The sequence below is a fragment of the Rheinheimera soli genome (assembly GCF_021290985.1).
Lineage (GTDB): Bacteria > Pseudomonadota > Gammaproteobacteria > Enterobacterales > Alteromonadaceae > Pararheinheimera > Pararheinheimera soli.
The window spans coordinates 1-24,358 of sequence record NZ_JAJOYU010000007.1; the positions used below are offsets into that span (position 1 = coordinate 1).

Here is a 24,358-nt window from a genome sequence, read left to right on the forward strand (position 1 = left end):
TCGCCGAAGATATCTGATCTTCTCCATCTGTATTCTTGGTTTTCCTGAATCAGATGTATGTAAGTTTTTCTTCATCTCTTAGTTGACAGCCTATTAATCATACAATAGCATGATTTGAGAAATGATAAAAAAAATGCCTCGAAGGTCTGTTGTGTTTTGACTGGGAAGGCGTAATAAAACCACGACAAGGGGAGAAGAAGCTCATGTTTAAGCGATCCGTCTTAAGCAGTGCGGTGTCTATGGCTATTGTTCTGATGAGCCAGTCAGTTACCGCAGCGCAAGAAGATAACAAAGTAACAGAAGTAGAAATTATTGAAGTCAAAGGCATACGTGGAAGTCTGAATAAGGCTTTGGGCGTAAAACGTCACAACGAACAAATAGTCGATGCCATAGTGGCTGAAGACATAGGTAAGTTTCCGGATAATAACGTGGTTGAGTCTTTGCAACGTGTTACCGGTGTGCAAGTAACCAATCGTGCTTCAGGCGAAGTGGCTGCAGTTTCAATCCGTGGTTTAAGTGATATCACCACGACGGTCAATGGCCGCAATATTTTTACCGCCTCGGGCACAGCTGTAGCTTTGCAGGATATTCCTGCCAGCTTGCTCAAACAGGTTGATGTATATAAAACCCGTTCTGCCAGTCAGATTGAAAGTGGTATTGCAGGTTCTATCGATGTAAAAACCCACAGACCTTTTGATTTTGACGGTGCTAAATTCATTGCCAATACCCGTGGTATTTATACTGAACAAAATGACAAAGTGAACCCAACCTTCAGCGCGTTAGCCAGCAACAACTGGCAGTTGGATTCAGGCCATTTTGGTGCTTTGGTGAACATCTCTTATTCCAAAATGCAGTACCGTGACCAAAGTGTGACTGCCGGCGCTATGTTGCCTTTTATGACGGCAAACCCCACAGCACCTTTTACCCCTTATGAGCGTATTTTTTTAGATAAACCTGGTGTGGCCGAAAATCCCATCTGGCAACCCGGCTTGTTGGCAGGTTTACCTTCCAATGAAGGCGCAACTTTGGATATTAATGGTGTGGCGTCCCCTTATATGCTGAGCCGTGACGCGGTATTCCAAAGCGATTACACCGGCAAGCGTGAGCGTCCTGCTGCGAATATTTCGCTGCAATTTGCGCCCAATGAAAAATCAGAATACGTGTTTGAGTCCTTTTATAACGGTTTCCGTAATGAAGGTTTTAACAGTCTGCTGTTTTCATTTGCCGACTGGTGGGGCGGTTATGGCGGCATGACACCAGCTCAGGCCGCTGCTGCCGCTAATGTGCAGTTGCATCCGGGCACGAACATAGTGAAGTCGCGTTCTGTGAACGACCCATGGGTCTTTACCAGTGGTGATTTAGCCACAGGTAAAACCGACAGTTATCTACATGCTTTGGGTGGGCGTTGGGAATTATCAGATTATATGACGTTGAAATCTGAACTTGTGGTTCAGGACAGTGAATACAACAGCGACTTTTTTGCGATGCGTTTTGTGCGTCCAGGTAACAGCTACAGATTGAACGTCGATTTTAACGACAATGCCGGTATTCCGGGCTTTAACTTTGAAGATAACCCTGCCACTGCAGCGGTGGATGAATCCAGTATGGCGGATCCATCGGCTTACCTGACTGATGGTATGTACGACAACGCCAATAAAGATGAAGGTGATGCTGTGACCTTTACCTCAGATTTGGTGTATCGACTGGATGGTTTCTTTACCACAATGGAAACCGGTGTGCGTTATGACAAACGGGGTGCAACTACTTCGTTCAGTCGTCAGGACCGTTGTTGTGGTGGTGCTGTCAATGTTGGAACTCTGGATGGTTTGGCTTCGATCAACAGCGGCTTTATGGATGGTGAAGCCAATGTTCCTACATCCTGGGTAGCGGCTAATGGTCATCATATTCGCGACAATGCCGACCAGTACCGTGCTATGTATGGCATGAATAAGCTGGATTTACAGCGTTCTTTTGATATAGACGCCACCACTTTGTCTTTGTATTTGCAGGGTAAATTTGAAACTGAAGTCGCAGGTCGTGCATTAAATGGTGAAGTAGGAGCCCGTTATACAGGTATAGATACGGATTCTACCTTTTATCAGGAAACTGCACCGGGCACAGTACAAAACACCACGGCGGGCGAAAGCAAAACCCGTAAAATTCTGCCAAGCTTGTCTGCCCGTTATCAGTTGACTGAGGACGTGCAGGCCCGTGTTGCTTACACCGAAACTTTACGTTATCCGGGCTTTGGTGATTTAAACCCGCTGATTATCTATAACGAAGACGTCACAGGCATAGGTTATGGTACTGCTAGTGGTGGTAATCCTGATTTAAAACCAACAGAGTCAAAAAACTACGATCTGTCGCTGGAGTGGTACTTTGCCGACGCCAGTTCATTGTACGGTACAGTATTCAGACGTGATATTGATGGCTTTGTTGTTGGATTCCGCCGTTCAGTGACGGCGCCAAAATCGGCTACTGATCCAACACCTTACAAATTTGTATTAACTCAGCCGTACAATGCCTCTGAAGGTGAGTTATCAGGTGCTGAAATTGGTCTGGTCTGGTTTCCTGCCTCTTTACCTGAAGTTCTGGATGGTTTTGGTGTGCAGGCCAGCTATACCCGTTTGTCCTCCTCACAAACTACACCTGATACCAACAGTGAAGGTGAGATCACAGGCTACAGAGACACTGACCTGTTTGGTGTGTCTGATTCGTCTTACAGTGTGGTGCTGGCCTATGACAAAAATGATTTAGGCATGAGATTGTCATATTCATGGCGTGAAGGTTTCTTATCGAACTATGAAGCCGCTTTGTTTGCTAACCCGCTGGAAATGCGTCGTAAAGCAGAAGCCAGTATGGACTTTCAGTTAAGCTACAAACTGACAGAACAGCTTGAACTGACACTGGATGGCACCAATCTGACCAATGAGTTGTATCAGAGCTACTACGGTAATAACGCCACTACAGGTAACTTTGGCACCTCTTTATACAGCCGTACTTTTGCCTTAGGTGTTCGTTACAGCATGTAATTATCGGCCCTTAGCTACACTTCAAAACACCGGACTTAGTGCCGGTGTTTTTATTTATAAAGTAAAGCTGTGAAGCCGTTTGTTTACCAAATTAACTGCGCCTTGACTGTATTAATTTGTAATCAGTCTGGTATTCTGGACGTCCGGCCTGTTGTTGCAGGTTTTATCGTTTTACCCGGGAAATGATTGTAGGATGCTGGTAATACAGAGACAAGGCAGAATATGAAGCAGTGGACCTTATTCAAATTTGCAGCGGGCTCTGATATCACGGCTTTAACTGCGACACAGCTAAAGCGACTGAAACAAATTGTCTGGATATGTTTGCTTGCAGTGATCTGCGGCTCGGCTTTTTCGGGTCCTAAATCAGTCACTATTTTGCTGACGACTGCTGTTGGCTTAGTCTGTATTTTAATCTTGCTGCAACAGCGAAAAATCCGCTTTGCCATTGGGTTCTTGTTGTGGCTGCTGACTCTAATGCTCTGTAGCTTAATAAGTATCAACTCAGGTATTTTTGATTTGATGCTGCTGGGCTACCCGCTGGTGCTGGCTTATGCCGCTATGTACAGTGGTCGGCGTTTTTATCTGTTGTTATTTGGTTTTATTCTGCTGTTTTGCTCCTTTCTTGCTTTGGCCTCTTTGTATGGCTGGATCTATTTCAGGCCTACAGTGCCCACTCTGAATACCTTTATCACCTTAAATCTTTTATTGTTAGTCAGTGGTTTTACCATGAGGCTGATCGCTCGAGATACCAAAGATGTGTTGCTGCAGTTAAAACAAGAAAATGAACGGGTTGTGAAATCTCAGCTGGAAATTCAGCGTTTGGCTCAGCACGATCCGTTGACGGGTCTGGTGAACAGAACTCAATGCGAACTGGGGTTTCAGCGTGCTGTGGCTGCCAGTCCACAGCAGTCCGTGGCTTTGTTATTTATTGATTTAGATAATTTTAAACCTATTAACGACGCCTTGGGTCATCAGGCTGGAGATGAAGTATTAAAGCAACTGGCTGCTTTGCTGCAAAGCCAGCTGTCAGAGCAAGACGTGCTGAGCCGTTTTGGTGGTGATGAGTTTGTGGTGATTATAAGTCAGTGGCAAAGTCCGGCTGAGCTTGAACAACGCGTTCAGAAGTTACTGCACAGTTGTCAGCAGGAGTTTGTAGTGCGGCAGCACAAAGTCCAGTTGTCAGCTTCTATTGGCGTGACCCGAGCTCCGCAAGATGGCACTGACTTTCATCTGCTGTGCAAAAAAGCCGATACGGCTATGTATCAGGCAAAAAAGATGGGGCGTAACAGATTTTGCTGGTATCACGCAGACATGGAGCAGCAGCAGTTGGACAAATTCAACCTGATGATGCGCTTGCGTGTTGCGGTAAAGCAGCAGCTTTTTACTGTGGCTTACCAGCCAAGCTATGACTTAAAAACCAATCAGATCAGTGGGGCTGAGGCTTTATTGCGTTGGTCTGATGCTGAATTAGGTGTTGTCTCTCCTGATGTATTTATTCCTCTGGCGGAAGATACTGGGTTAATTCAGGAACTAGGGCTTTTTGTGCTGCAAAAAGCCTGTGCTCAGGTAAAGCTATGGCAAGATTCAGGTTTTCTTTTAGGTATAGCGGTAAATATCTCTGCGATGCAGTTTAAACAAGGGGATTTACCTGCTGTGGTCACACAAGTGCTGACAGATACAGGTTTAGAGGCGCATTGGCTGGAATTGGAGCTGACCGAGTCTGTGCTGATTGATGATACTGCTTTGGTGAAACAACAAATTGATCAACTGTCTGCTTTAGGTGTGCGTTTTGCCATTGATGATTTTGGCACCGGCTATTCTAATCTGGGCTATTTAAGCCAGTTTAGCCTGAACAGTTTAAAAATAGACCGCTCTTTTGTGGCCCGGATCGGACAAAATGAAAAAGACTTGGCGCTGGTCAACGGCATTATTCAACTGGCAGCCAGTTTAGATTTACATACTGTGGCCGAAGGGGTGGAAGACAAACAAAGCCTGGTGTTGTTGCAGCAGGCGGGTTGCCGTTGTGCTCAGGGCTACTTATGGTCAAAAGCTGTATCGCCAGAGGAGTTTGCATTGCTGTTAGCTCAATAAAAAAGGGCTAACCTGAGTCAGCCCTTCGTTAAACCATGCGCTGTTACGCTGGTTTCACCTGATGATCTTCTTCATCATCTTCATCCATCACCTTGTCATGGCTGTGATCTTTGGCAATCAGCATATAGACCGAAGGTAAAACAAAGAGTGTCATAAAGGTACCTATGGTCATACCTAGCACCAATACTATACCTATGGAGTTACGCGCCTCAGCGCCTGCACCTTCAGCAAAAATCAGCGGCGTGTGGCCGGCAATAGTGGCGAAGCTGGTCATCACTACAGGGCGTAAACGCAGTACAGAGGCTTCACGAATGGCTTCCAGTTTGGTTCTGCCTTGTTCTTGCAGTTTGTTGGCAAATTCCACCACCAGAATACCGTTACGTGCTATCAAACCTACCAGTGTGACTAAACCCACCTGCGAATAGATATTGAGCGTACTGGTAAAACCGTCAGTGAAAAATGGCATTGGCGCCGGGATTTTCAGGAAGGTGAACACCAGCGCACCAAACAGGGCCAACGGCACCGAACCTAACAGAATGACGATAGGATCGCGGAAGCTGTTGTACTGAGCCGCCAGCACCAGGAAAATCATAGTCACAGCCAAAGTAAAGGCAGGCAGGAAGGTATTGCCTTCACGTTTTAACTGGCGCGATTCACCTGTGTAATCAATAGAATAACCACTTGGCAGTAACTTCTTCGCTTCAGTTTCGAGGAAGGTTAAAGTTTCATCCAGCGGTTTAATACTCACACCACTGATTTTGACGGCGTTGAGCTGCTGCATGCGGTTGATGCTGCGTGGCACAGTGCTGTGGCTCAGGCTGGCAATTTGATCAACCCGGATCATCTGGCCTTCAGGGCCTTTGATATAGAGGTTGGTTAAATCATCAGGAGTTAAGCGCTCCAGCCGTTTCACTTGTGGTATCACTTTGTAGCTTTGGCCCGACATATTAAAGCGGTTGACGTAACCGCCGCCCAATAAAGTGCCTAAGTCCTGCACTACATCGCGCATATTCAGGCCTAAATCGGCCACTTTATCGCGGTCAATATTCAGCTGATACTCGGGCTGATCTACTTTCATATCAATCAATTGGAACGGGAACATACCGCTTTCACGCATCACTTGTTCAAGCTTTAGCGCATAGTCGTAAATCTCTTTTGAATCCGCAGTAGAGGCAATCACAAATTCAACAGGGAAACTACCACCGCCTGGCAGGGCAGGAGGAGTGATAGGTAAGATCCGCACACCGGAAATTTCCGCTAGTTTCTGTTGCACTTCAGGCATCATTTCAAAGACGGTGCGTTCACGTTCAGCCCATGGTTTAGTCACCATGCCACCAAAACCGCCAGTCGGGAAGGTGATCTGGAAGGTGAAGTCGGTTTCTGGCACAGACATAAAGGCTTCGTTGACGTATTTGCCGTAATAAGACGACTGATCTACTGTAGCGTTGGCAGGCGAGTCGACTATGCCAAAGATAACGCCCTGATCTTCGACCGGCGCCAGTTCTTTCGGTGACATGCTGTACAAAGGCACACAGAGCAACATAATGCCAATCCAGAACACATAAACCCCAGTTCTGTTGTTCAAGGTGCTTTCGAGTTTACGGCTGTAAAAGCCCTGGAATTTATTAAAAATACCATCCAGCGGTGCTTTGTTGCTGGTATGAGGCTTTAACATGCGGGACGCCATCATGGGCGATAGCGTAATAGCCACTACTGCTGAAATAGTTACAGCGCCAGCCAGAGTAATAGCAAATTCGCGGAATAAAGTACCGGTTAAACCGCCTTGCAAACCTATAGGCACATAAACCGAAATCAGCGTCACTGTCATCGCAATAATAGGGCCACCCAATTCACGGGCTGCGACTAAAGCGGCTTTAAAAGGTTTTAGGCCATTTTGAATATGGCGCTCAATGTTTTCCACCATAACAATAGCGTCGTCGACCACCAGACCAACAGACAGAACTATCGACAACAGGGTTAGCAGGTTTAATGAGAAGCCAAAGACTTTCATAATAAACATGGCACCAATCAGCGATAGCGGAATGGCGATGATAGGGATCAACACGGATCGACTGAAGCCTAAAAACAGGAAAATCACCACAACAATAATCAGCAGGGTTTCGGCCAGGGTTTTCACCACATCGTCTATGGCGGCTTCAATGTATTTAGTGGCGTCGTAAGAGACTTCGCCAGTTAAACCACCCGGCAGTTCGGCCCGGATTGCTTCCATCTCTTTGGTGACTGCTTTAATCACATCCAGCGAATTGGCATTGGGTGCAACAAAGACGCCCATAAAGACGGCGGTTTCGCCAGAATAGTTGACGTCTGTATTGTAATCGTCTGCACCAAGTACAACGTCGGCAACATCAGATAAACGCACTATACCGTCGCCATTCTGGCGTAAAATCATGCGTTTAAATTCGTCGACACCTTTCATATCTGTGTTGGCGCGTAAATTTACCTGAGTATAAGCACCACGGGTTTGGCCTATAGTGGCCTGCACATTGTTGTCGGTCAGTGCAGTACGTACATCAGAGGCCGTGATACCTAAAGCGGCCATACGCTCAGGTTTTAACCAGACCCGCATCGCAAAAGTACGGCCACCTAAAATATCGGCCTTTTGCACACCACTGATGGCAATTAAACGCGGCTGCACAGAGCGGCTTAAAAACTCAGTGATCTGGTTTTGCTCCAGAATATCCGAACTGAAGCTTAGATAAGCTGCTGCAAACTCACTATCTGCCGCTTCAATGGCGATAGCTGGTACTTCGGCTTCAGGCGGTAAATCACCGCGCACCTGATTTACCTTGGCACTGATTTCTGTCATGGCTTTAAGCGGGTCATAGTTCAGATGCAAATGCGCTGTCACTGTCGACACGCCCATAGTGCTCTGAGATTCGATGTAGTCGATACCACCGGCTGAGGCGATAGCGCGCTCTATAGGCGTGGTGATAAAACCACGGACTAAATCGGCGTTGGCGCCTATATAAGCTGTGGTAATTTTTATCACAGCTATGTCTGAACGTGGGTACTGTCGTACCGTCATATTGCTCATCGACTGGAAACCAGCCAGCAATATCAGCAGGCTGACCACAATGGCCAGCACAGGCTTTTTAATAAAAATATCGGTAAAGTTCATAATCTGCTCATTGTTAATGGCTGGTGATCAATGATTTTGGATGTGGCGCCATATATCAGGTATCAGCTGGTGTTGGCGCAGCTTTAAATTCAGGTGGCTGAGTTTTACTCAGTACCACAGCCTGGCCATTAAACAGCTTAAATGCACCTGCACTCACTACCTGGTCGCCGGCTTTTAAGCCATCAACCACTTCAACAAAATCGCCACGGGCTTTACCTAAACGAATAAACTGCTGGCGAGCTTTCAAACCACCTTTATCATCTTTTTCCACTACAAATACAGTGTCACCGAACGGAGCGTAAATAATGGCTGTGCTTGGCACCACCAGTAATTGATGAGGCTCTGTTAAGGTCACAGTGGCAGAGACAGCCATACCCGGGATCAGCACATCAGTGCTGTTGTCTAAAATCGACTGCACTATGACATTACGGGTGCTGGTATTAATTTCTGCACCAATGGCACTGATTTCACCTTTGACTACTACAGCGCCGTCACCAACAGACACCTCAACAGGCAAGCCTTTAGTAATTTGCGTCAGCCAGTTTTGTGGCACAGGGAAATTTACCCGAACTTTGTTGGTCGCTTGCAACGACACTATGGCGGTGCCTGTTTGTAAGTCAGTGCCTAAATCAACCTGACGAATACCGATGCGGCCATCAAAAGGGGCACGAATGACTTTTTTCTGCAAAGTGGCTCTTAAGTTGTCCACTTGAGCAGAGGCGCTGTCGAGTTGTTGTTTGGCGTTGTCTAACTCACTTTGAGTAGCGATATTAGTGCGGCGTAACTGCACCAAACGGTCATAACTTGTTTTGGCTAACTTTAAACTTGCTTCAGCTGAGCGCAACTGAGCTTGCTCGTTAGTGGCTTCCTGTTCAATCAGCACTGTACCTGCTGTGACTTGCTGACCATTGCTGAAGCTGATTTTTTTCACCCGGCCCGGTACTTCGGCGGCAATGACAATACCTTCGTCGGCCAGTACAGTACCTATGGCGTTGTAGGTATTAGGCCAGCTTTGTTGTTCTACACTAAAAGTACTGACATATTCCGGTGGAGGTACAAAAGTTTCGCCTGATTCGATCATGGCTGCAATCTGACCACCTTTGACCCCTGCAAGTAACATAAACACGCAGATCAGGCCAAGAACGGCAAATAAAATGGATTTAAATCTTTTCATAACAGTGACCAGATTAAAAAGTTAATAGAGACCCAAAAGTACAGCTTTTAGTTTACGGCTTTGCTGCACTTTTAGATTAGAACCATCTACAGGTAAATTTCAGATCATGGTTTTGATCTGAAACTTTGTTCATGCCTTTAGCCGGCAGGTTAGTTTGCCATGTTTTTTTGAATTTGTGACGATTAGTCATAAATTAATAAAAAATTAAGAAAAATGAAGCTGTTGATCCCAGGTTTTCTTGCCAGAAACTGCTTTTCTGGAGACGTTTACGCTTTAACTCACAGAAAAACTGCAGCTACTAGTGTAGCGATCAAAAGTGGTTTCAACTATCGAATAGTGGTAGAAAATTGTAACCAAATGACGGGAATGTTAAGGAGTTACAGAGACTGCTGCTACGGAATAAAATACATTAAGCGTTGAAAATATGAAGCGGTAAGGCCACCAGACAGGCAGCCTTACCGCTTTAGTTCTATTACAGGCTGATTTTCTCTACTGGATAACCCAGCTTTTCCAGTTCAGGAGTTAAGCTTTTAGCGTCACCCACCACCAGAATAGTCATTTCTTTGGTATTCAGGTGTTTAGCAGCCAAGGCATTAATCTGCTCTTTGCTGATACTCGATACAATCTGATTACGCTCACGGACAAAATCCGGAGTTAAATTAAACTCCAGAATTTGCGCCATAAAACCTAACTTCGCATTAGGTGTTTCATATTTCAGCGCATCCGACTGATTGATAGCCAGGCGCATAAACGCCAGTTCGTCATCCTGTATGCCGTTCTGTCTGAACGCGTCAATTTCATTAATAAACTGACGAATAGAATCGACTGTGGCATCAGCTCTTACTGCTGCAGAAGCAGTGTAAGTACCCGCAAACTTGTCAGCGTTAAAGCCGGCGCGGGCACCGTAAGTGTAACCTTTATCTTCACGCAGATTCAGGTTAATACGGCTGTTGAAAGTGCCGCCTAATACAAAATTCATTAAACCGGCCTGATAGAACTCACCCGTGATGTCCTGTGTCAGTGAACGCTTACCAATGCGAATTTCAGACTGAGGTGCATCAGGCTTATCCAGCAGATAAATAGTACCAGGCTTAGCTTTCATATTGCCTGTATTCACCTGTATGGACGGACCTTTACCTTGCCAATCAGACAACTGATTTTTCAGCTCTGTAGCTACAGTGTCCTGAGGCAGATCAGAGACGACAATCAACTGACCACCTGCTGGTTTGAAGTGTGTCTGGTACCAGTTCTTCACATCATCCAGAGTTAGCTTACTGACCGACTCCAGAGTGCCTTCGTTTGGTATCGCAGCAATACTGCCGTCGTACATCATTTTGTTATAAGCCGTTGCTGCCAGGTAAGCGGGGCTGGTCGCGCTGTGCTGAATACCCTGCAGGGTTTGTTGTTGCAAGCGGCTAAAGTCTTCCGCTTTAAAACCCGGATTGCGTAATTTTTCTTCCAGCAACACTAAGGTTTGTGGCAGGTTTTTACTTAAGCTGGAAACAAACACATCTATATAGCTGTCGCTATTGCTGATACTGATGCTGCTGCCCAGTTTTTCCAGCTCCAGGCTCATTTGCTCAGTGCTGTAATTTTGGGTGCTTTCGTTCAGCAGTGCAGCCATTAGAGCGGATACACCGGCTTTATCTGCCGTTTCATAATAACTGCCAACAGGAATTTTCAGTAATAAAGAGGTGGTTGGCGTTTCTGTGCTTTGGCTGCCTAGTACTTTTATGCCGTTACCCAAATCTGTGGTCCAGGTGGCAGGCAATTCAACCGCTGGATTCACACCAGCAACAGGTTGCTTGCTGCGATCAAAATTGTCTGTTGCTTTACGCACCTGCAGATCTTCAGCCTTGGTGGTTGAAGGGCCACCAAAATCATGCTGCACCGGCTTAAAGTTATCTGCTTTGGCAATCAGCTGAGTCTGGCCTCTTGGCACCACACTCATCACCACAGAGTGCTGATTTTTGATGTAAGTGTTGTACACCCGCATTACATCGTCTTTGGTCACTGCGTTATAACGGGCGATATCGTCGCCAATAGTGTCTGGCTTACCTAAAAAGGTTTCACTGGCGGCCAGTTGACTGACTTTGCCTGAAACACTTTGCAGGCCAAAAATACTGCCGGCTTCAATTTTTGCTTTTACTTTTAACAGGTCGTCGTCTGTCACACCACGTTGTTCAAATTCAGTCAGGCTGGCACGGATAATTTGCTCTATATCGGCCAGGTTTTTACCCGAAGTTGGATTTGGCAAGGCATATAACGAAAACTCACAGGCCAGTTCACGGCAAGGGTGAGATACAGCAGCCTGCACTGCTAACTGGTTTTTCACCAGATTCTTATACAGCAGTGAGTTGTTACCACCGCCTAAAATTTCTGCCAAAATATCCAAAGCTGCTTCGTCTTTGTGGTGAGCATAAGCTGTTGGATAAGAGATGTAGACCAGTGGTAAATGCACATTGTCTTCCATCGAGATATAACGAGTTTCAGGCAGTTTGACGAATTTTTTCTCTGCATTGGTCACTTCAGGGCCACGAGGAATAGAACCAAAATACTTTTGGACCAAAGGTAAAATATCTTCGGCTTTAACTGCGCCACCTATGGTTAAAGTCGCGTTGTTTGGGCCATACCAGCGCAGGAAAAAGGCTTTCACGTCATTGACGTTAGCGCGATTTAAATCGTCCATGTAACCAATAACCGGCCAGGAATACGGATGGCCGTCAGGATATAATGCCTGAGACACACGTTCATTTAAACGACCGTAAGGTTGGTTATCGACTCGCTGGCCACGTTCGTTTTTCACGGTTTCGCGTTGTACTTCAAACTTCTTCTCTGTGACAGCGTCCAGTAAAAAGCCCATGCGGTCGGCTTCTAACCAAAGCATTTTCTCAACCTGATTGACGGGCACAGTTTCAAAATAGTTGGTGCGATCGGAGTTGGTGGTGCCGTTTAACGTACCGCCTGCTTCAGTGATGATTCGGAAGTGTTCTTCATCACCGACGTTTTCAGATCCCTGAAACATCATATGTTCAAAAAAGTGGGCAAAACCTGATTTACCTAACTCTTCCCTGGCTGAACCTACATGATAAGTCACGTCCACATGGACCATTGGATCGGAATGATCTTCATGAACAATTAAGGTTAAGCCGTTGTCCAGCTGATATTTTTTATACGGAATATGGATGCCTTGCTGGGGTTTGGATTGTTCAATCAGTTTGATGCCAGCAGGTAAGTTCGTTTGCGTCTGTGTGCCACAGGCGGCTAAGGTCAAAGCAAAAGCTATGGCTATTGTCAGTTTAGATTTGTTCATATGGTCCTCCTTGTTAAGCACCCGATTAAAGCACGTTTCCTTTGGGTTAAAAAGATACAATTATGTAACAAAGCGATACAATGCCAATGACACAAGCCCAAAAGTACTGGCCTGCTTTGGGTTTTAGCGCCAGACTAATAGATTGAATTCACTGACGATTCAGCCAAAGGGCTTAAAGTGAAATGAAGCAAAAAGGGGATGTCGTGATAAAGGCTGGTTCTGGCGTAAAAAAATCAAGGTCCTGGTTAAAGTGGAATTTGCTGCTATTGCTGCTGGCAGGCCTGTTGTTTGCTTTTATTCAGCTGCATTACTGGTGGAACCAACTGAACCCCAAATGGCAAGGCCTTGATTTATCCTGGGGTCAGGTGCGTGTTGAACAGCTTTCTGTACAACTGCCGTTTTATGGCAATCAACAGCTGCAGCTGGAACAACTGGAGCTGGGCTGGACAGGCTGGCCCTGGCCTTTAGAGCTGGTGCAGGCTCAATCGCTGAAAGCTCAGCTGGATTTACAACTGGCAGCAGCTGCTGAAACCCAATCCGAAACAGCGCCAGAAACAGAGGGGGCTACTCTGCCTGCGTTGCCATTGTGGTTGCCACAAGTGTTAGTTTTTGAACAGATTGAAATTTCGTTACCTTGTGCCCGTTTAAACAGCAAGCTGAGCAGCAGTGTTGAAAACGCAGACTGTTTGCTGCTGGGATCCTTAACCTACAGCGAACAAAGCCAACAAATACAGCTGCAACTGGCCAATCAACAAGCTGTGTCTATTGAAGGCATTGGGGATGTAAAGCTGGCCCTCAAAGCTTTGATCCAGCCAACGGCTGAGCAACTACAAATTCCAGAGTTTGAACTGAGCCTTGCTAGCAGCCAGTTAAACTGGCAACAGCATCAGTTCTCTGAGCTTGATTTAAAACTCAGTGGCAGAGCTGTCTGGCAAAACAATCAACTGAATTTTGAAGCGACTAAGCCCCTGCAGTTGAAATCTGGTTATCGGCAGCCGGATCTGAACATACAACAGCTGGTGCTGGAAACAACAGATTTGAAGCTTCTACTGGACCCGGCAGAACCTGCGAATGCTCAACTAAAAACTGAACTGAAACTTGAAGTAAAACAGCTGCAGCATGCTCTGGTAAAAACGCTGGACTGGAACTGGGCAGGAAAAGCCTCGTATCAACAGCAGCAAGCCAAGTTGGAAGGTCGGTTGGCGAACAGTCAGTCCTTGGCGCTGGAGCATAAAGTCAAACTGGCTGAGCAGAAAATCAGCCTGAACTGGACTTTGCCTGAACTGTTTTTTCTGGCGGGTAATCCATTACAAATTGGGCCTTTTTGGCCTGAACTTTTGACATTGCAAAAAGGCAAAGCATCAGGCAAAGGTCAACTGACGTTTGATATGGCCAGCATGGCGCTGACAAAACAGCAAACAGAGCTGGTAGTGCGCGATTTAAGCGGTATCTACGACAGAACTGTATTTAATGGTTTGACGACAAAGTTAAGCTTGTTCAGCGAAGGTGCGGCATGGACTGTTCAGACTAATGACTTGAAGCTGCAGCAGGTGAATCATGGCCTGTTGTTTGGGCCTGTAGAGCTTCAGGCTGTATACAAAACTAAAGCGCCAGACTGGTTTGCAGGACTGCTTGATCTAAAGCAACTGCAACTGGCTTTGTTTGGTGGTCAGGTGAAAGCAACACAGCAGAAGATCGATTTAAGTAAAGATGCTAAAGTCTTGCTGCAACTGGATAAATTACAGTTGGCAGAATTGCTGAAGCAACATCCCAGCGCTGATATGACAGGGCAAGGAACTATATCCGGCACTTTGCCTCTGAGCATAGAACAAGGCAAGCTGACGGTAGCTCAGGGCTCTGTGGCCGCTTTAGAACCAGGTGGCAAGATTGCATACCAGTCGGATAAAGCCCAGGCTATGGTCGCATCAAATCAGGGAATGAAGATCGTAATGCAGGCGCTGCAGAATTTTCATTTTTCAGTGCTGTCTGCCGGAGTCAGTTACAGCAAAGAGGGTCAGTTATTACTGGCACTGAAACTGGAAGGCAATAACCCGGATTTTGAAAAAGGCCGGGCTGTGAATTTCAGTATTAATTTAGAAGAGAATTTACCAGCTATGATCACCAGCCTGCAGTTAAGCGGTCAGGTCAGCGAGTTAGTGAAAAAACGGGTTCAACAGCGTCTGGCAGCCCAAAAAGCCAAAGACGCCCGCAAGGAGTAATGATGAAAAATTGGCAGGATAGACAATTTTCACAGCCGCAGGCTGCTCTTAAGAGTACGGCACATGGAGGTGCCGTATGAAAAATTGGCAGGATAGACAATTTTCACGGCCAAAGGCCGCCCGTCATGGTGCTGTATATGTAAGCCTATGTTTGGCAATGTTAGTAAGCGCCTGTACCCCAACAGTGCAGGTGGCTATGCCAAATGAGCCAATCAATATCAATCTGAATGTCAAAATTCAACATGAAATTTTGATAAAAGTGGATAAAGAACTGGACGAATTGATCAGTGATTCCAGTGGTTTATTTTAAGGAGAGCCAAAATGAAAACTGTACATAAATTACTGCTGTCAGCTTTATTTGCTATCAGTTTGCCTGTGCTGGCGATGGATTTACAACAAGCTATGTCGGCTTTGGGGCCTGCGAAAACCCAAGGTTTGTTAGGCGAGCAACCTAACGGTTATTTAGGTGTGGTTGGATCATCAGCGCAAGCCAAAGAAATAGCCGACTTAATTAACAAAGCCCGCAAAGCCGAGTATCAGAAACTGGCCGCTAAAAACGGCATTCAGTTGTCAGATGTCGAAGCTATTGCCGGCCAAAAAGCCATAGAAAAAACCGAAGCTGGCCAGTTTATCCAACTAAACGGCCAGTGGCAGAAAAAGTAATTAACGTATAGGTGTCCCGGCTTGTTCACCCACTACCGTATGCCATGGCAGGATACGGTAGCTGCTGACTAAGCCATTGATCACGTAGGGATCGGACTCGGCAAAGGCTTGAACCTGCGCCGGATCTGCTACGTTAAACAGCAGCAAAGCGCTCTCGATAGGCTCACCTACAGCTCCACCTAACACCAACTCACCTCGCTCTGCGGCCAACCAGGCCAGCTGCAAATGTTCTGCCCGAAACAACAGCCGTTTTTCCAGATAGTCAGCTGATGTTTGATACTGCAATAAATAATGCATTTTTATTCCTTCGTTTATTTATGTCCGCTGTCCGCTTGATTTGTGCGGACACTTTATCTGTCCGCGGACAGTTTTAATGAGTCAGTGATTTTCCATGGTTTCATTATAAAACAATAGCTTATGCTTGTTTTTTGCGATGGCACGTTCCCTGCTATATCTGGTTAATCAGATGATGGAGAACAGCGATGATCCAGGGCACAGAAAATCAGGATATTCAAATCCAACCGCACAAAACCAGACAGTGGCGTCGCCCTGTGCTGGCCAGTTTATTTATGGCTGGTGTTTGTTATATCAGTTATAGCCTGCTGGCGGCCAGCTCGGCTCAGGCTTCTTTGGTATTACCTAAAGATCAGGTGCAACTGGCTATAGTGGAGCGGGGCAGTTTTACCCGTGATTTATCGGTGCAGGGCAGGGTAGTGGCGGCTAATGCACCTACTTTATTCAGTCAGGAAGCAGGCCAGGTACAGTATCTGAAACAACCAGGCGAAGCTGTGCAATTGGGCGATTTGCTGGCAGTGGTATCCAGTCCGGCTCTGGATAACGAGTTGGAGCAACAACGCGCTTTACTTGCCAGTATGGAATCTGACTTTGAGCGTTCGGCTTTGTTAGCCCGTGAACTGCAGCTGGATATGGAGCAAGTGCAAAACACGGCTCAGGTGAATTTAGTGGCTGCCAAGCGTGAGCTGGCCCGTGCCGAACAGTCGATAAAAATGGGTGTCATTCGCCAATTGGATTACGACGTGGCGAAAGACAATCTGTTGCAGGCTGAGCTGGAATTTGACCACGCCAAACGTAAGGTCGCACTGGCTTCAGATAAGCTGAGTTTTGAAAAAAAGTCTGGTCAGTCCGCCTTAGCTCGTCAGGCTCTGGTTGTGGCTGAACTGGATCGAAAGCTGGCGGCACTGCAAATTAAAGCTCCTGTCACAGGCCAGGTGGGTAACTGGCTGGCAGAGCAGCAAAGCCATGTTCTGGCTGGCACAGGTTTATTAACAGTGATCGATTTAAGCCGCTACGAAGCAGAGCTTTCGGTGCAGGAAAGTTATATCCGCGATTTAGCTGTGGGTATGCTGGTCGAAGTGAATTTAGGCAATCAGCAACTCAAAGGTGAACTGAGCCATATAGCCCCTGAAGTGAAAGACAACTTAGTGACTGCACGAGTGCGTTTTTCTCAAAACGACAGCACCAGCTTACGTCAGAACCAGCGTTTATCTGCCCGCGTCATTATTGAGCAAAAAGACAATGTACTGCGCATCAAAAGAGGCGACTTTGTGGCAAGTGGCGGTGGTCGGACTGGCTATCTGGTGCAAGACGGGCTGGCTAGAAAAATGCCATTACAGCTCGGAGCCGTATCTGTGCAATGGGTGGAATTGTTAGATGGGGCTAAAGAAGGGGATCAACTGGTAATTTCCAGCCTTAGTGAGTTTAAAGATGCCGCTATGGTGCGGCTGAACTGATAAATATCAGGAGGATATGATGATTGAATTAGCAGGCTTATCAAAAATTTTTCGCACTGAACTGGTGGAAACACATGCGTTGCGTGACATCAGTATTAGCGTCAATGAAGGAGAGTTTGTGGCATTAACTGGCCCTTCGGGGTCGGGGAAGTCGACTTTACTTAATGTACTTGGAACTTTGGAAAGCTTTGAACAAGGTGATTACCTGTTGGATGGCAAGTCAGTTAAAGGCTTATCTGACCGGGAGTTATCTACACTGCGGAACGAGAAGATTGGCTTTATTTTTCAGGGTTTTAACCTGATTAAAGACTACAGCCTGTTTGACAATATTGAGCTGCCACTGCGCTACCGTGGCTTTAAACCGGCAGAACGTAAGCGTCGTGTAGAGCACGCATTAGAAACTGTCGGTTTGGCAGCTCGTCGGGATTATCACCCCAGCCAGCTTTCTGGTGGTCAACAGCAACGTGTTGCCATTGCCAGAGCCATCGCCGGTAGTCCAAGAGTTTTACTGGCCGACGAACCTACAGGTAATCTTGACTCGCTAATGGCTCGCCAGGTCATGGAGTTGCTGGATCAAATCAACCGGGATGGTTGCACTATCCTGATGGTCACCCATGATCCGGATCAGGCTCGTCGGGCTAGCCGGCAAATACAAATCATCGACGGGCAACTCAGCGACGCTGTGTTGTATGACCCTCTGGCAGTAGCCTGAAAGGAATCATCCAATGGAACAATTGCAGTATTACTTCAAAATTAGCCTGATCAGTATTAAACGTGCGCCCTTGCCTTATTTACTGACGGTGCTGATTTTAAGCCTGGGGCTGGGCATGTTTTTCGCCAACGCAACTTTTTACTACAGACTGAACAGTGATCCGCTGCCGCAGAAAAGCGACAAGCTGTTTTTCCCCATGATGCTACTGGTCCCCGGGGACTGCGACAGTGGTTGTGAGCCGCCGCCTGTACTGAGTTACAGCAATGTGCAAAAGCTCGGAAGTAGCGGTATTCCAACCGCACAAGCTGCGATGTACAGCTCTGATAGTTATGTCCGGTTAGACAGTAAACAACAGCCGCTGCCTGTGCGTTTACGACTGACTCAGCGCGATTTTTTCCAGTTATTTGATGTACCTGTGCTGGCTGGAAGCATTTGGCCTGATAACAGCGCGCGCTATGAAGTGGTGATTGGCAAGCAACTTGCCGAAAAGTTATACGGCACTGCCGATGTAGTAGGGAAATCATTATTGGTGGATGATCGCCATTTTACAATCAGCGCCGTGATCAACCCTTGGCAGATGTTGCCACGTTTGTATGATGCGAATAATGGCAGTCACATATCTGAGACTGAGCAGCTGTTTATGCCACTAGAGACTGCTTACGACCTGAACTATATGTCGGCCACCATGTCGCGAACCATGGATAATACCGACTATCGTCAACTGGCTACGCAGGGGCGTACAGGTGCTTTGCATCAGCTGCAGTTCTGGGTTCAGTTAGACACACCAGCACAGCAGAAAGCCTATAAGGATTTTATGCTGCAACTGGCACAGTCTGAGCAGGCTGCGGGCCGTCACCCTGTTCATATTAATAATCAGTTGCCAGCGCTGCGGGATATTGTCCGTTATTTTGGTCGTGAGTCGGGAGACGTGAAAGCTTACGCACTGGTCACTCTGTTGTTTCTGGTGGTTTGTGTGTTCAACGCCAGTCATTTATCGCTGAACCGATACATCAGTAACCAGTATGAGTTCAGTTTGCGCCGCGCGCTTGGTGCCAGTCGTTGGCAGCTGCAGCAGCAACTGTTGGTGGATGTGGTTGTGCTGACCTGTATTACTTTGGTGTTTGCGTTGCTGATTGGCGCTGCCAGTATCCAACTGATGAATTATCTATGGCCTTTTAATCGCCTGTTTGCCAGTTGGGATCTTTCATTGCTTAGTGCTCTGTTGCTGCTGAGTTTGTGTTGCAGCTATCTGGTGACTTTGTATCCGTCTTTACGTGCCTCGTTTGGCGCGCTGAACCAGCAGTTAAAGGAGTAAATGATGTCTGTCCGTCTGATGATTAAAACAATGTTGCGACGTAAAGTAGTGACGGTGCTGTTGTTGGTGCAACTGGCTCTTACACTGGCTCTGATCCTCAATAGCATGGTATTGGCCAAGCAAACTCATGAGCGTTTGCAGGAGCCGACAGGACTGGATTTAGCCAACACTCTGCTGGTTCAAATCAAACCAACAACGCCGGCGTTACGCCAGTATCCGGCGCTTGGCGAATTACTTGAACGGCAACTGGGCGCTATACGTCAGTTACCCGGTGTCGTGGCGGCCGCTTATACCAACCAATCACCGCTGCTACAAGGCGGCAATAATGGCAGTCTTTATAAAGTGGGTGATGAAGAACGCAATAATGTGTCTACGGTGCCGCAGTATTATGCCTCTGCTGACATCTTTCAGGTGCTTGGTGTTGAGCTAAAAAACGGACAGTTACCACAAATACTACAGTCCTTTGATAGCGATTCGAGTCCACCGGTGGTACTGACCGAATCCGTGGCAGAAAAGCTATTTGAGAGTGATAACCCTATTGGCCAGGCTACAAATCAGGGTACCATCGCCGCCGTGGTCAGTGATTTTTATGGGCAGCGTTCAGCAGATATGGTGATGTACAACACCATTCGGATAGCGCCTCTTTATGGTGTGGACTGGGGCTATTCGTTATTGCTGCGAGTGGATCCGCAGCAAGTGGTTTCTGTGCGCAGCCAGTTGGACAACCTGTTGCGTCAGGTAGATAGCAATATTGAGATTTTTCATATCAGAACTCTGCAGGAGCAACATCAAAGGTTATACAACACTGAATATGGTCTGTCTGTGTTGCTGGCTTTGCTTAGCGCGCTGATGTTACTGGTCACTATGATTTCCGGTTACAGCAATGCACATTTCCATGTACTGAAGTCGCAGAAGGAGATAGGTATTAAACGCGCATTGGGTGCTAATAAAGTCACTATTTTGCTCGAGCTGTTGGCAGAAGGATGGTTATGTACTGTGCTTGGAGGACTATTGGGTGTTGTTGCTGCAGTATTGCTGAATCAGGCACTGGCTTTGGTGATTAGTATTCCAGTCTTGAACGGATGGCTGGTGATGCTGACCCTGCTCTTACTGCTGCTTTGTGTCACGCTGGCCACATGGTATCCTGCCAGAATAGCAACACGGATATCTCCGGCCACAGCAACTAAGACTCTGTAAGTACTATAAAAAAATGAAAAAAATACTGGTCATCGATGATAACGAGGCGGTCTGTACCGCCCTGATGACCCTGTTTCAGTTGCAGGGTTATCAGGTGTTTATGGCCCAACATCCGGCTGTGGCCAAAAGCATTTTGCAGCAGCAATCTATAGATCTGATTTTGCAGGATATGAACTTTGCTCAGGGAGAAATGAGTGGCGCCCAGGGCAAAGAGCTGTTTTATCAACTGCGCTCTGATCACCCGGCCATTCCCGTAGTGCTGCTAACAGCCTGGACTCATCTGGATATGGTGGTGGAACTGGTAAAAGCCGGTGCCACCGACTATATCGCCAAACCCTGGGATGACCAGCGCTTGCTAACCACTGTGGCCAATGTATTAAAAATTAAACAACTGACTGAACAAAATTTAAAGGCAGAGCGCAAACAGCAGGAAAGATTAGGGCTTTTTGCCGGTAAAGACTTATGTGGCTTAGTCTTTGCCAGCACTGCCATGGAGCAACTGCTGCAAATGGCATTGCAACTGGCACCAAGTAACGCCGCAGTATTGATTACGGGGGAAAACGGTGCAGGCAAAGAGGGCATAGCTCAGGTGCTGCATGCCAATTCCAGCCGTAAACAGCAGCCCTTGATTAAAGTAAATATGGGCGCTTTACCGGCCGATTTAATGGAAGCCGAACTATTTGGTGCCGAAGCCGGAGCCTACAGCGGAGCGACTAAAACCCGTATTGGCCGCTTTGAAGCTGCAGATGGCGGCACTTTATTTCTGGATGAAATAGGCAATTTGTCGTTATCAGGCCAGATGAAGTTACTGCGTGTGTTACAAACCGGCGAATTCGAACGTTTAGGTTCCAGTCAGACCCGTAAAGTGGATGTGCGTATTATCAGCGCCACCAATGCGGATTTAACCAAAGCCATAAGCCTTGGTCAGTTCCGGCAGGATTTGTATTACCGTATCAATGTGGTACAGCTGCATTTGCCATCGTTGAAAGACAGAGTGGATGATATTGTGCCTTTAGCGCGACATTTTTTAGCAGGTCAAAAAAGCCTGACTAAAAAAGCCGAACAGGCGCTACAAAGTTACCACTGGCCAGGCAATGTGCGTGAGCTGCAGAATTTATGTCAGCGCGCTTTATTGCTGACATTGGCCGATGAAATTGACGCTGTTGATCTGGCTTTGCCACAAGAACAATCCATAGCAAAAAAAGCTTTGGATGATTTGGATAAACAGCAAATAGAACAAGCGCTGCAACAGGCTCAGGGCGTAGTAGCTCGTGCCGCGAAACAATTGGGTATAAGCCGGCAGGCGCTTTACAGGAGAATGGAATTCTATGGCATTGAACCTGTGTAAGATCATATGCAACTGATCCGGCGTTTATATCTGCTGGTGCTGGCTTTGCTTGTACCGGCTTTTTTGCTGTTACGGTATCTTGATTCGGATCCGCTCTGGTACTTGCTGTTTACCGCTTTTGATCTGCTGGTTCTGTTGGTTATCCAGATGATGTTAAAGCCTTTGCTGCAGGAAATTGAAGCGCTGAATTTACATGCCCAGAATTTGCAGGATGGTAGTTTTAATGTCGATGCCAATAGGCAGCTGTTACGTGAGTTAAAGCCTTTAGCTGAAGTGCTGCAGCAAATGTCTGCACAATTACGACAAGAACGCGCTACTTTGTATCAACGTGAACTGCTGCTTGATACGGTTTTGCAATCCAGCCCCAGTGCTATGGTATTAACAGACCAAAGAGGCAGGGTGCTGATGAGCAATCCGGCAGCCCGGCTCTTGTTGCATCAGGGCCGTAAGTTTGAAGGCCTGTTGTTTTCAGAGTTAACAGCAGAGTTACCCGAACTGGCTTTGGCTATTGAAAATGGACAACAAGGTTTGTTGCATCTGGGTGAACCCGCATCGATTTGGCATTTGTCTGTTAGTTTTTTCTCGCTGAACCAAAAATCTCATCAGTTGTATCTGTTAAAACCTATGACCCGCGAAATCCATAGGGAAGAAGTGAAAGCCTGGAAAAAACTGCTGCGGGTGATTGGGCATGAACTGAATAATACGCTGGCGCCTTTATCTTCATTAGCTTACTCAGGCCAGTTAGTGGCGACAGAACTGCAACATAAGCAGCTGCAACAAATTTTCCAGACCATCAGTGAGCGTCAGCAGCATCTGAACCAGTTTTTACAGTCTTATATTCAATTTGCCAAATTACCCACTCCGGTTTTAGCACCAGTACACTGGGCCAGACTGATTAATCAGTTACAGGATCAATACGAGTTTGAGCTGGAGGGCAATTTACCACAGCGTATCTGGTTGGCGGACCCGTTGCAGTTATCACAGTTGCTATTAAATCTGTTGAAAAATGCACACGAATCTGGCTCCAGGCCCGAGTTTATTCAGTTAAGTTTTACCGAATTGCCGGATCAACTGCTGATCCGTATTCAGGATGCTGGAGGCGGCATGACCAGCGAAGGCCTGGCTCATGCCATGGTGCCTTTTTATACCAGTAAGGAAAATGGTTCTGGCATAGGTTTAACTTTGTGCCGGGATATAGCTGAAGCTCATGGCGGCAGTTTAAGCCTGCAAAATCAGGACGCGGGCTTATTGGTCAGCCTGATGCTCCCAGCCTCTGGGCCTGTCTCTGGTGCTGGCAATTCTGTGACTGAACAGGCATGATAAAGCCTGAACTAAAACAGGGTGTTATAGCTGTGTCGGCAATAGAAAAACCAAAAAAATTAAATCTGAAAACCGTGGCTTCTTATCTGGGGGTTTCGGTCGCTACTGTCTCCAATGCCTATAACAGACCTGATCAACTTTCTCCTGAATTGCGCCAACGTATTTTGCAGCAATGCACTGAGTTGGGGTACGACGGCCCTAATGCTGCAGCCCGCAGTTTACGTACTGGCCGCTCTGGCATAGTGGCGGTTTTATTGTCTGATACGCTGGAATATTCAGTCAGCGACCCTGTGGCCAATCAATTTATTAAAGGTGTGGCCGAAGTATTGCAGGAACATGGCATGGATATGCTGTTGTTATCCGGCCGGCACAATACCAGCAGCAGCAGTGCTGAAGCTGTACCCGACGCTTTTATTTTATATGGTGCGCCCAGTAATCCTGAGCAATTAAACCGCATTATCAAAAGTGGCAAGCCGTTAATCACAGTGGACTGCAATCTGGACAATGTAGTGTCGGTGAACGTGGATAACTACGCCGCAGCCCATCGTATTGCCGAGCATGCCTTGGCGAAAAAGCAGGGCAAAGTGGCTGTTTTGGGCTTGCGTTTAATTGAATCAGACAGAGTATGCCGTATTCAGCCGCACGAGCTGTACAGCACAGAACAAGCTATTTCCCGCCGTCGTTTAGATGGTTATTTAGCCGCAGCCATAGAACAAGGCCGCGATTTACCCGCTGATGCGGTGTGGCATATTCCGCTGAATACCCATCATTTTGCTCTGGTTGCAGCTCGTGAAGCTTTAACCCAATTTCCGCGACCTCAAGTACTGCTTTGTATGAGCGACCGTATTGCGCTAGCCGCCATGGCGGTAGCACGCGAGCTTGAGATCAAAATACCGGACGATTTAGTGCTGGTAGGTTTTGATGGTATTGAAGAAGCCGAACGTTCTTACCCCAGCCTGACCACTATTGCCCAGCACAGCGATGAAAAAGGCCGCACAGCTGCCCGAATTTTATTGTCCGGCGATTTAGGTGCTGATTTACTGATGCCTTCGGAATTAATAATACGGCAAAGTTGTTAAGGTAG

Annotated in this window: 16 protein-coding genes; 12 read left to right on the plus strand and 4 right to left on the minus strand. The window is 46.9% G+C overall.

Going from position 1 to position 24,358, the window contains the following annotated elements; translation table 11 throughout:
* Positions 1-203: 203 nt before the first annotated feature.
* A complete protein-coding gene (locus tag LSG37_RS06695; RefSeq protein ID WP_233079149.1) occupies positions 204-3,032 on the plus strand; it encodes a TonB-dependent receptor in 2,829 nt (942 codons plus the stop codon).
* A 222-nt stretch (positions 3,033-3,254) separates the two neighbouring features.
* Positions 3,255-5,123: a putative bifunctional diguanylate cyclase/phosphodiesterase gene (locus LSG37_RS06700; protein ID WP_233079150.1), complete on the plus strand. Its 1,869-nt coding sequence runs from the start codon at positions 3,255-3,257 to the stop codon at positions 5,121-5,123.
* A gap of 43 nt (positions 5,124-5,166) precedes the next feature.
* Here LSG37_RS06700 and LSG37_RS06705 read toward each other — a convergent pair whose 3' ends face one another.
* The 3 genes from LSG37_RS06705 to LSG37_RS06715 all read right to left on the minus strand — a co-directional run bounded on the left by LSG37_RS06705 (position 5,167) and on the right by LSG37_RS06715 (position 12,749).
* Positions 5,167-8,262, minus strand: coding sequence for an efflux RND transporter permease subunit (locus tag LSG37_RS06705; RefSeq protein ID WP_233079151.1), 3,096 nt, complete (start codon positions 8,260-8,262; stop codon positions 5,167-5,169).
* A gap of 55 nt (positions 8,263-8,317) precedes the next feature.
* Positions 8,318-9,436, minus strand: coding sequence for an efflux RND transporter periplasmic adaptor subunit (locus LSG37_RS06710; protein WP_233079152.1), 1,119 nt, complete (start codon positions 9,434-9,436; stop codon positions 8,318-8,320).
* Between the two features lie 472 nt (positions 9,437-9,908).
* Positions 9,909-12,749, minus strand: coding sequence for a M16 family metallopeptidase (locus LSG37_RS06715; protein ID WP_233079153.1), 2,841 nt, complete (start codon positions 12,747-12,749; stop codon positions 9,909-9,911).
* Positions 12,750-12,931: 182 nt separating this feature from the next.
* On the opposite strand from LSG37_RS06715, the gene LSG37_RS06720 reads away from it, so the two are divergent.
* The 3 genes from LSG37_RS06720 to LSG37_RS06730 all read left to right on the plus strand — a co-directional run bounded on the left by LSG37_RS06720 (position 12,932) and on the right by LSG37_RS06730 (position 15,631).
* On the plus strand, positions 12,932-14,968 hold the full coding sequence (locus tag LSG37_RS06720) for an intermembrane phospholipid transport YdbH family protein (protein ID WP_233079154.1): 2,037 nt from the start codon (positions 12,932-12,934) through the stop codon (positions 14,966-14,968).
* 76 nt (positions 14,969-15,044) lie between these two features.
* The gene (locus LSG37_RS06725) at positions 15,045-15,278 is read left to right on the plus strand and encodes a YnbE family lipoprotein (protein WP_233079155.1); all 234 of its coding nucleotides are present in this window, start codon (positions 15,045-15,047) and stop codon (positions 15,276-15,278) included.
* 11 nt (positions 15,279-15,289) lie between these two features.
* On the plus strand, positions 15,290-15,631 hold the full coding sequence (locus LSG37_RS06730) for a YdbL family probable chaperone protein (protein WP_233079156.1): 342 nt from the start codon (positions 15,290-15,292) through the stop codon (positions 15,629-15,631).
* Here the strand turns inward: LSG37_RS06730 and LSG37_RS06735 are convergent, their stop codons facing one another.
* Positions 15,632-15,928: a YciI-like protein gene (locus LSG37_RS06735; RefSeq protein WP_233079157.1), complete on the minus strand. Its 297-nt coding sequence runs from the start codon at positions 15,926-15,928 to the stop codon at positions 15,632-15,634.
* A 185-nt stretch (positions 15,929-16,113) separates the two neighbouring features.
* On the opposite strand from LSG37_RS06735, the gene LSG37_RS06740 reads away from it, so the two are divergent.
* From LSG37_RS06740 to LSG37_RS06770, 7 genes are read left to right on the plus strand one after another with little or no spacing between them, the layout of a single operon-like run.
* Positions 16,114-17,382, plus strand: coding sequence for an efflux RND transporter periplasmic adaptor subunit (locus tag LSG37_RS06740; protein WP_233079158.1), 1,269 nt, complete (start codon positions 16,114-16,116; stop codon positions 17,380-17,382).
* Between the two features lie 16 nt (positions 17,383-17,398).
* Positions 17,399-18,094 carry an ABC transporter ATP-binding protein gene (locus tag LSG37_RS06745; RefSeq protein WP_366515548.1) on the plus strand — a complete coding sequence of 232 codons (696 nt, stop codon included), beginning with the start codon at positions 17,399-17,401 and terminating at the stop codon, positions 18,092-18,094.
* Positions 18,095-18,107: 13 nt separating this feature from the next.
* Positions 18,108-19,409, plus strand: a complete 1,302-nt coding sequence (locus LSG37_RS06750) for an ABC transporter permease (RefSeq protein ID WP_233079159.1) — start codon at positions 18,108-18,110, stop codon at positions 19,407-19,409.
* 3 nt (positions 19,410-19,412) lie between these two features.
* Complete coding sequence (locus LSG37_RS06755) at positions 19,413-20,606, plus strand: FtsX-like permease family protein (RefSeq protein WP_233079160.1); 1,194 nt, start codon at positions 19,413-19,415, stop codon at positions 20,604-20,606.
* A gap of 13 nt (positions 20,607-20,619) precedes the next feature.
* Positions 20,620-21,954: a sigma-54-dependent transcriptional regulator gene (locus LSG37_RS06760; protein WP_233079161.1), complete on the plus strand. Its 1,335-nt coding sequence runs from the start codon at positions 20,620-20,622 to the stop codon at positions 21,952-21,954.
* Between the two features lie 6 nt (positions 21,955-21,960).
* Entirely contained in the window at positions 21,961-23,274 is a 1,314-nt protein-coding gene (locus LSG37_RS06765) for a sensor histidine kinase (protein WP_233079162.1), read from the plus strand.
* Positions 23,271-24,353 carry a LacI family DNA-binding transcriptional regulator gene (locus tag LSG37_RS06770; protein WP_233079163.1) on the plus strand — a complete coding sequence of 361 codons (1,083 nt, stop codon included), beginning with the start codon at positions 23,271-23,273 and terminating at the stop codon, positions 24,351-24,353. Before LSG37_RS06765 ends, LSG37_RS06770 begins: the two co-directional genes overlap by 4 nt.
* Positions 24,354-24,358: the final 5 nt, after the last annotated feature.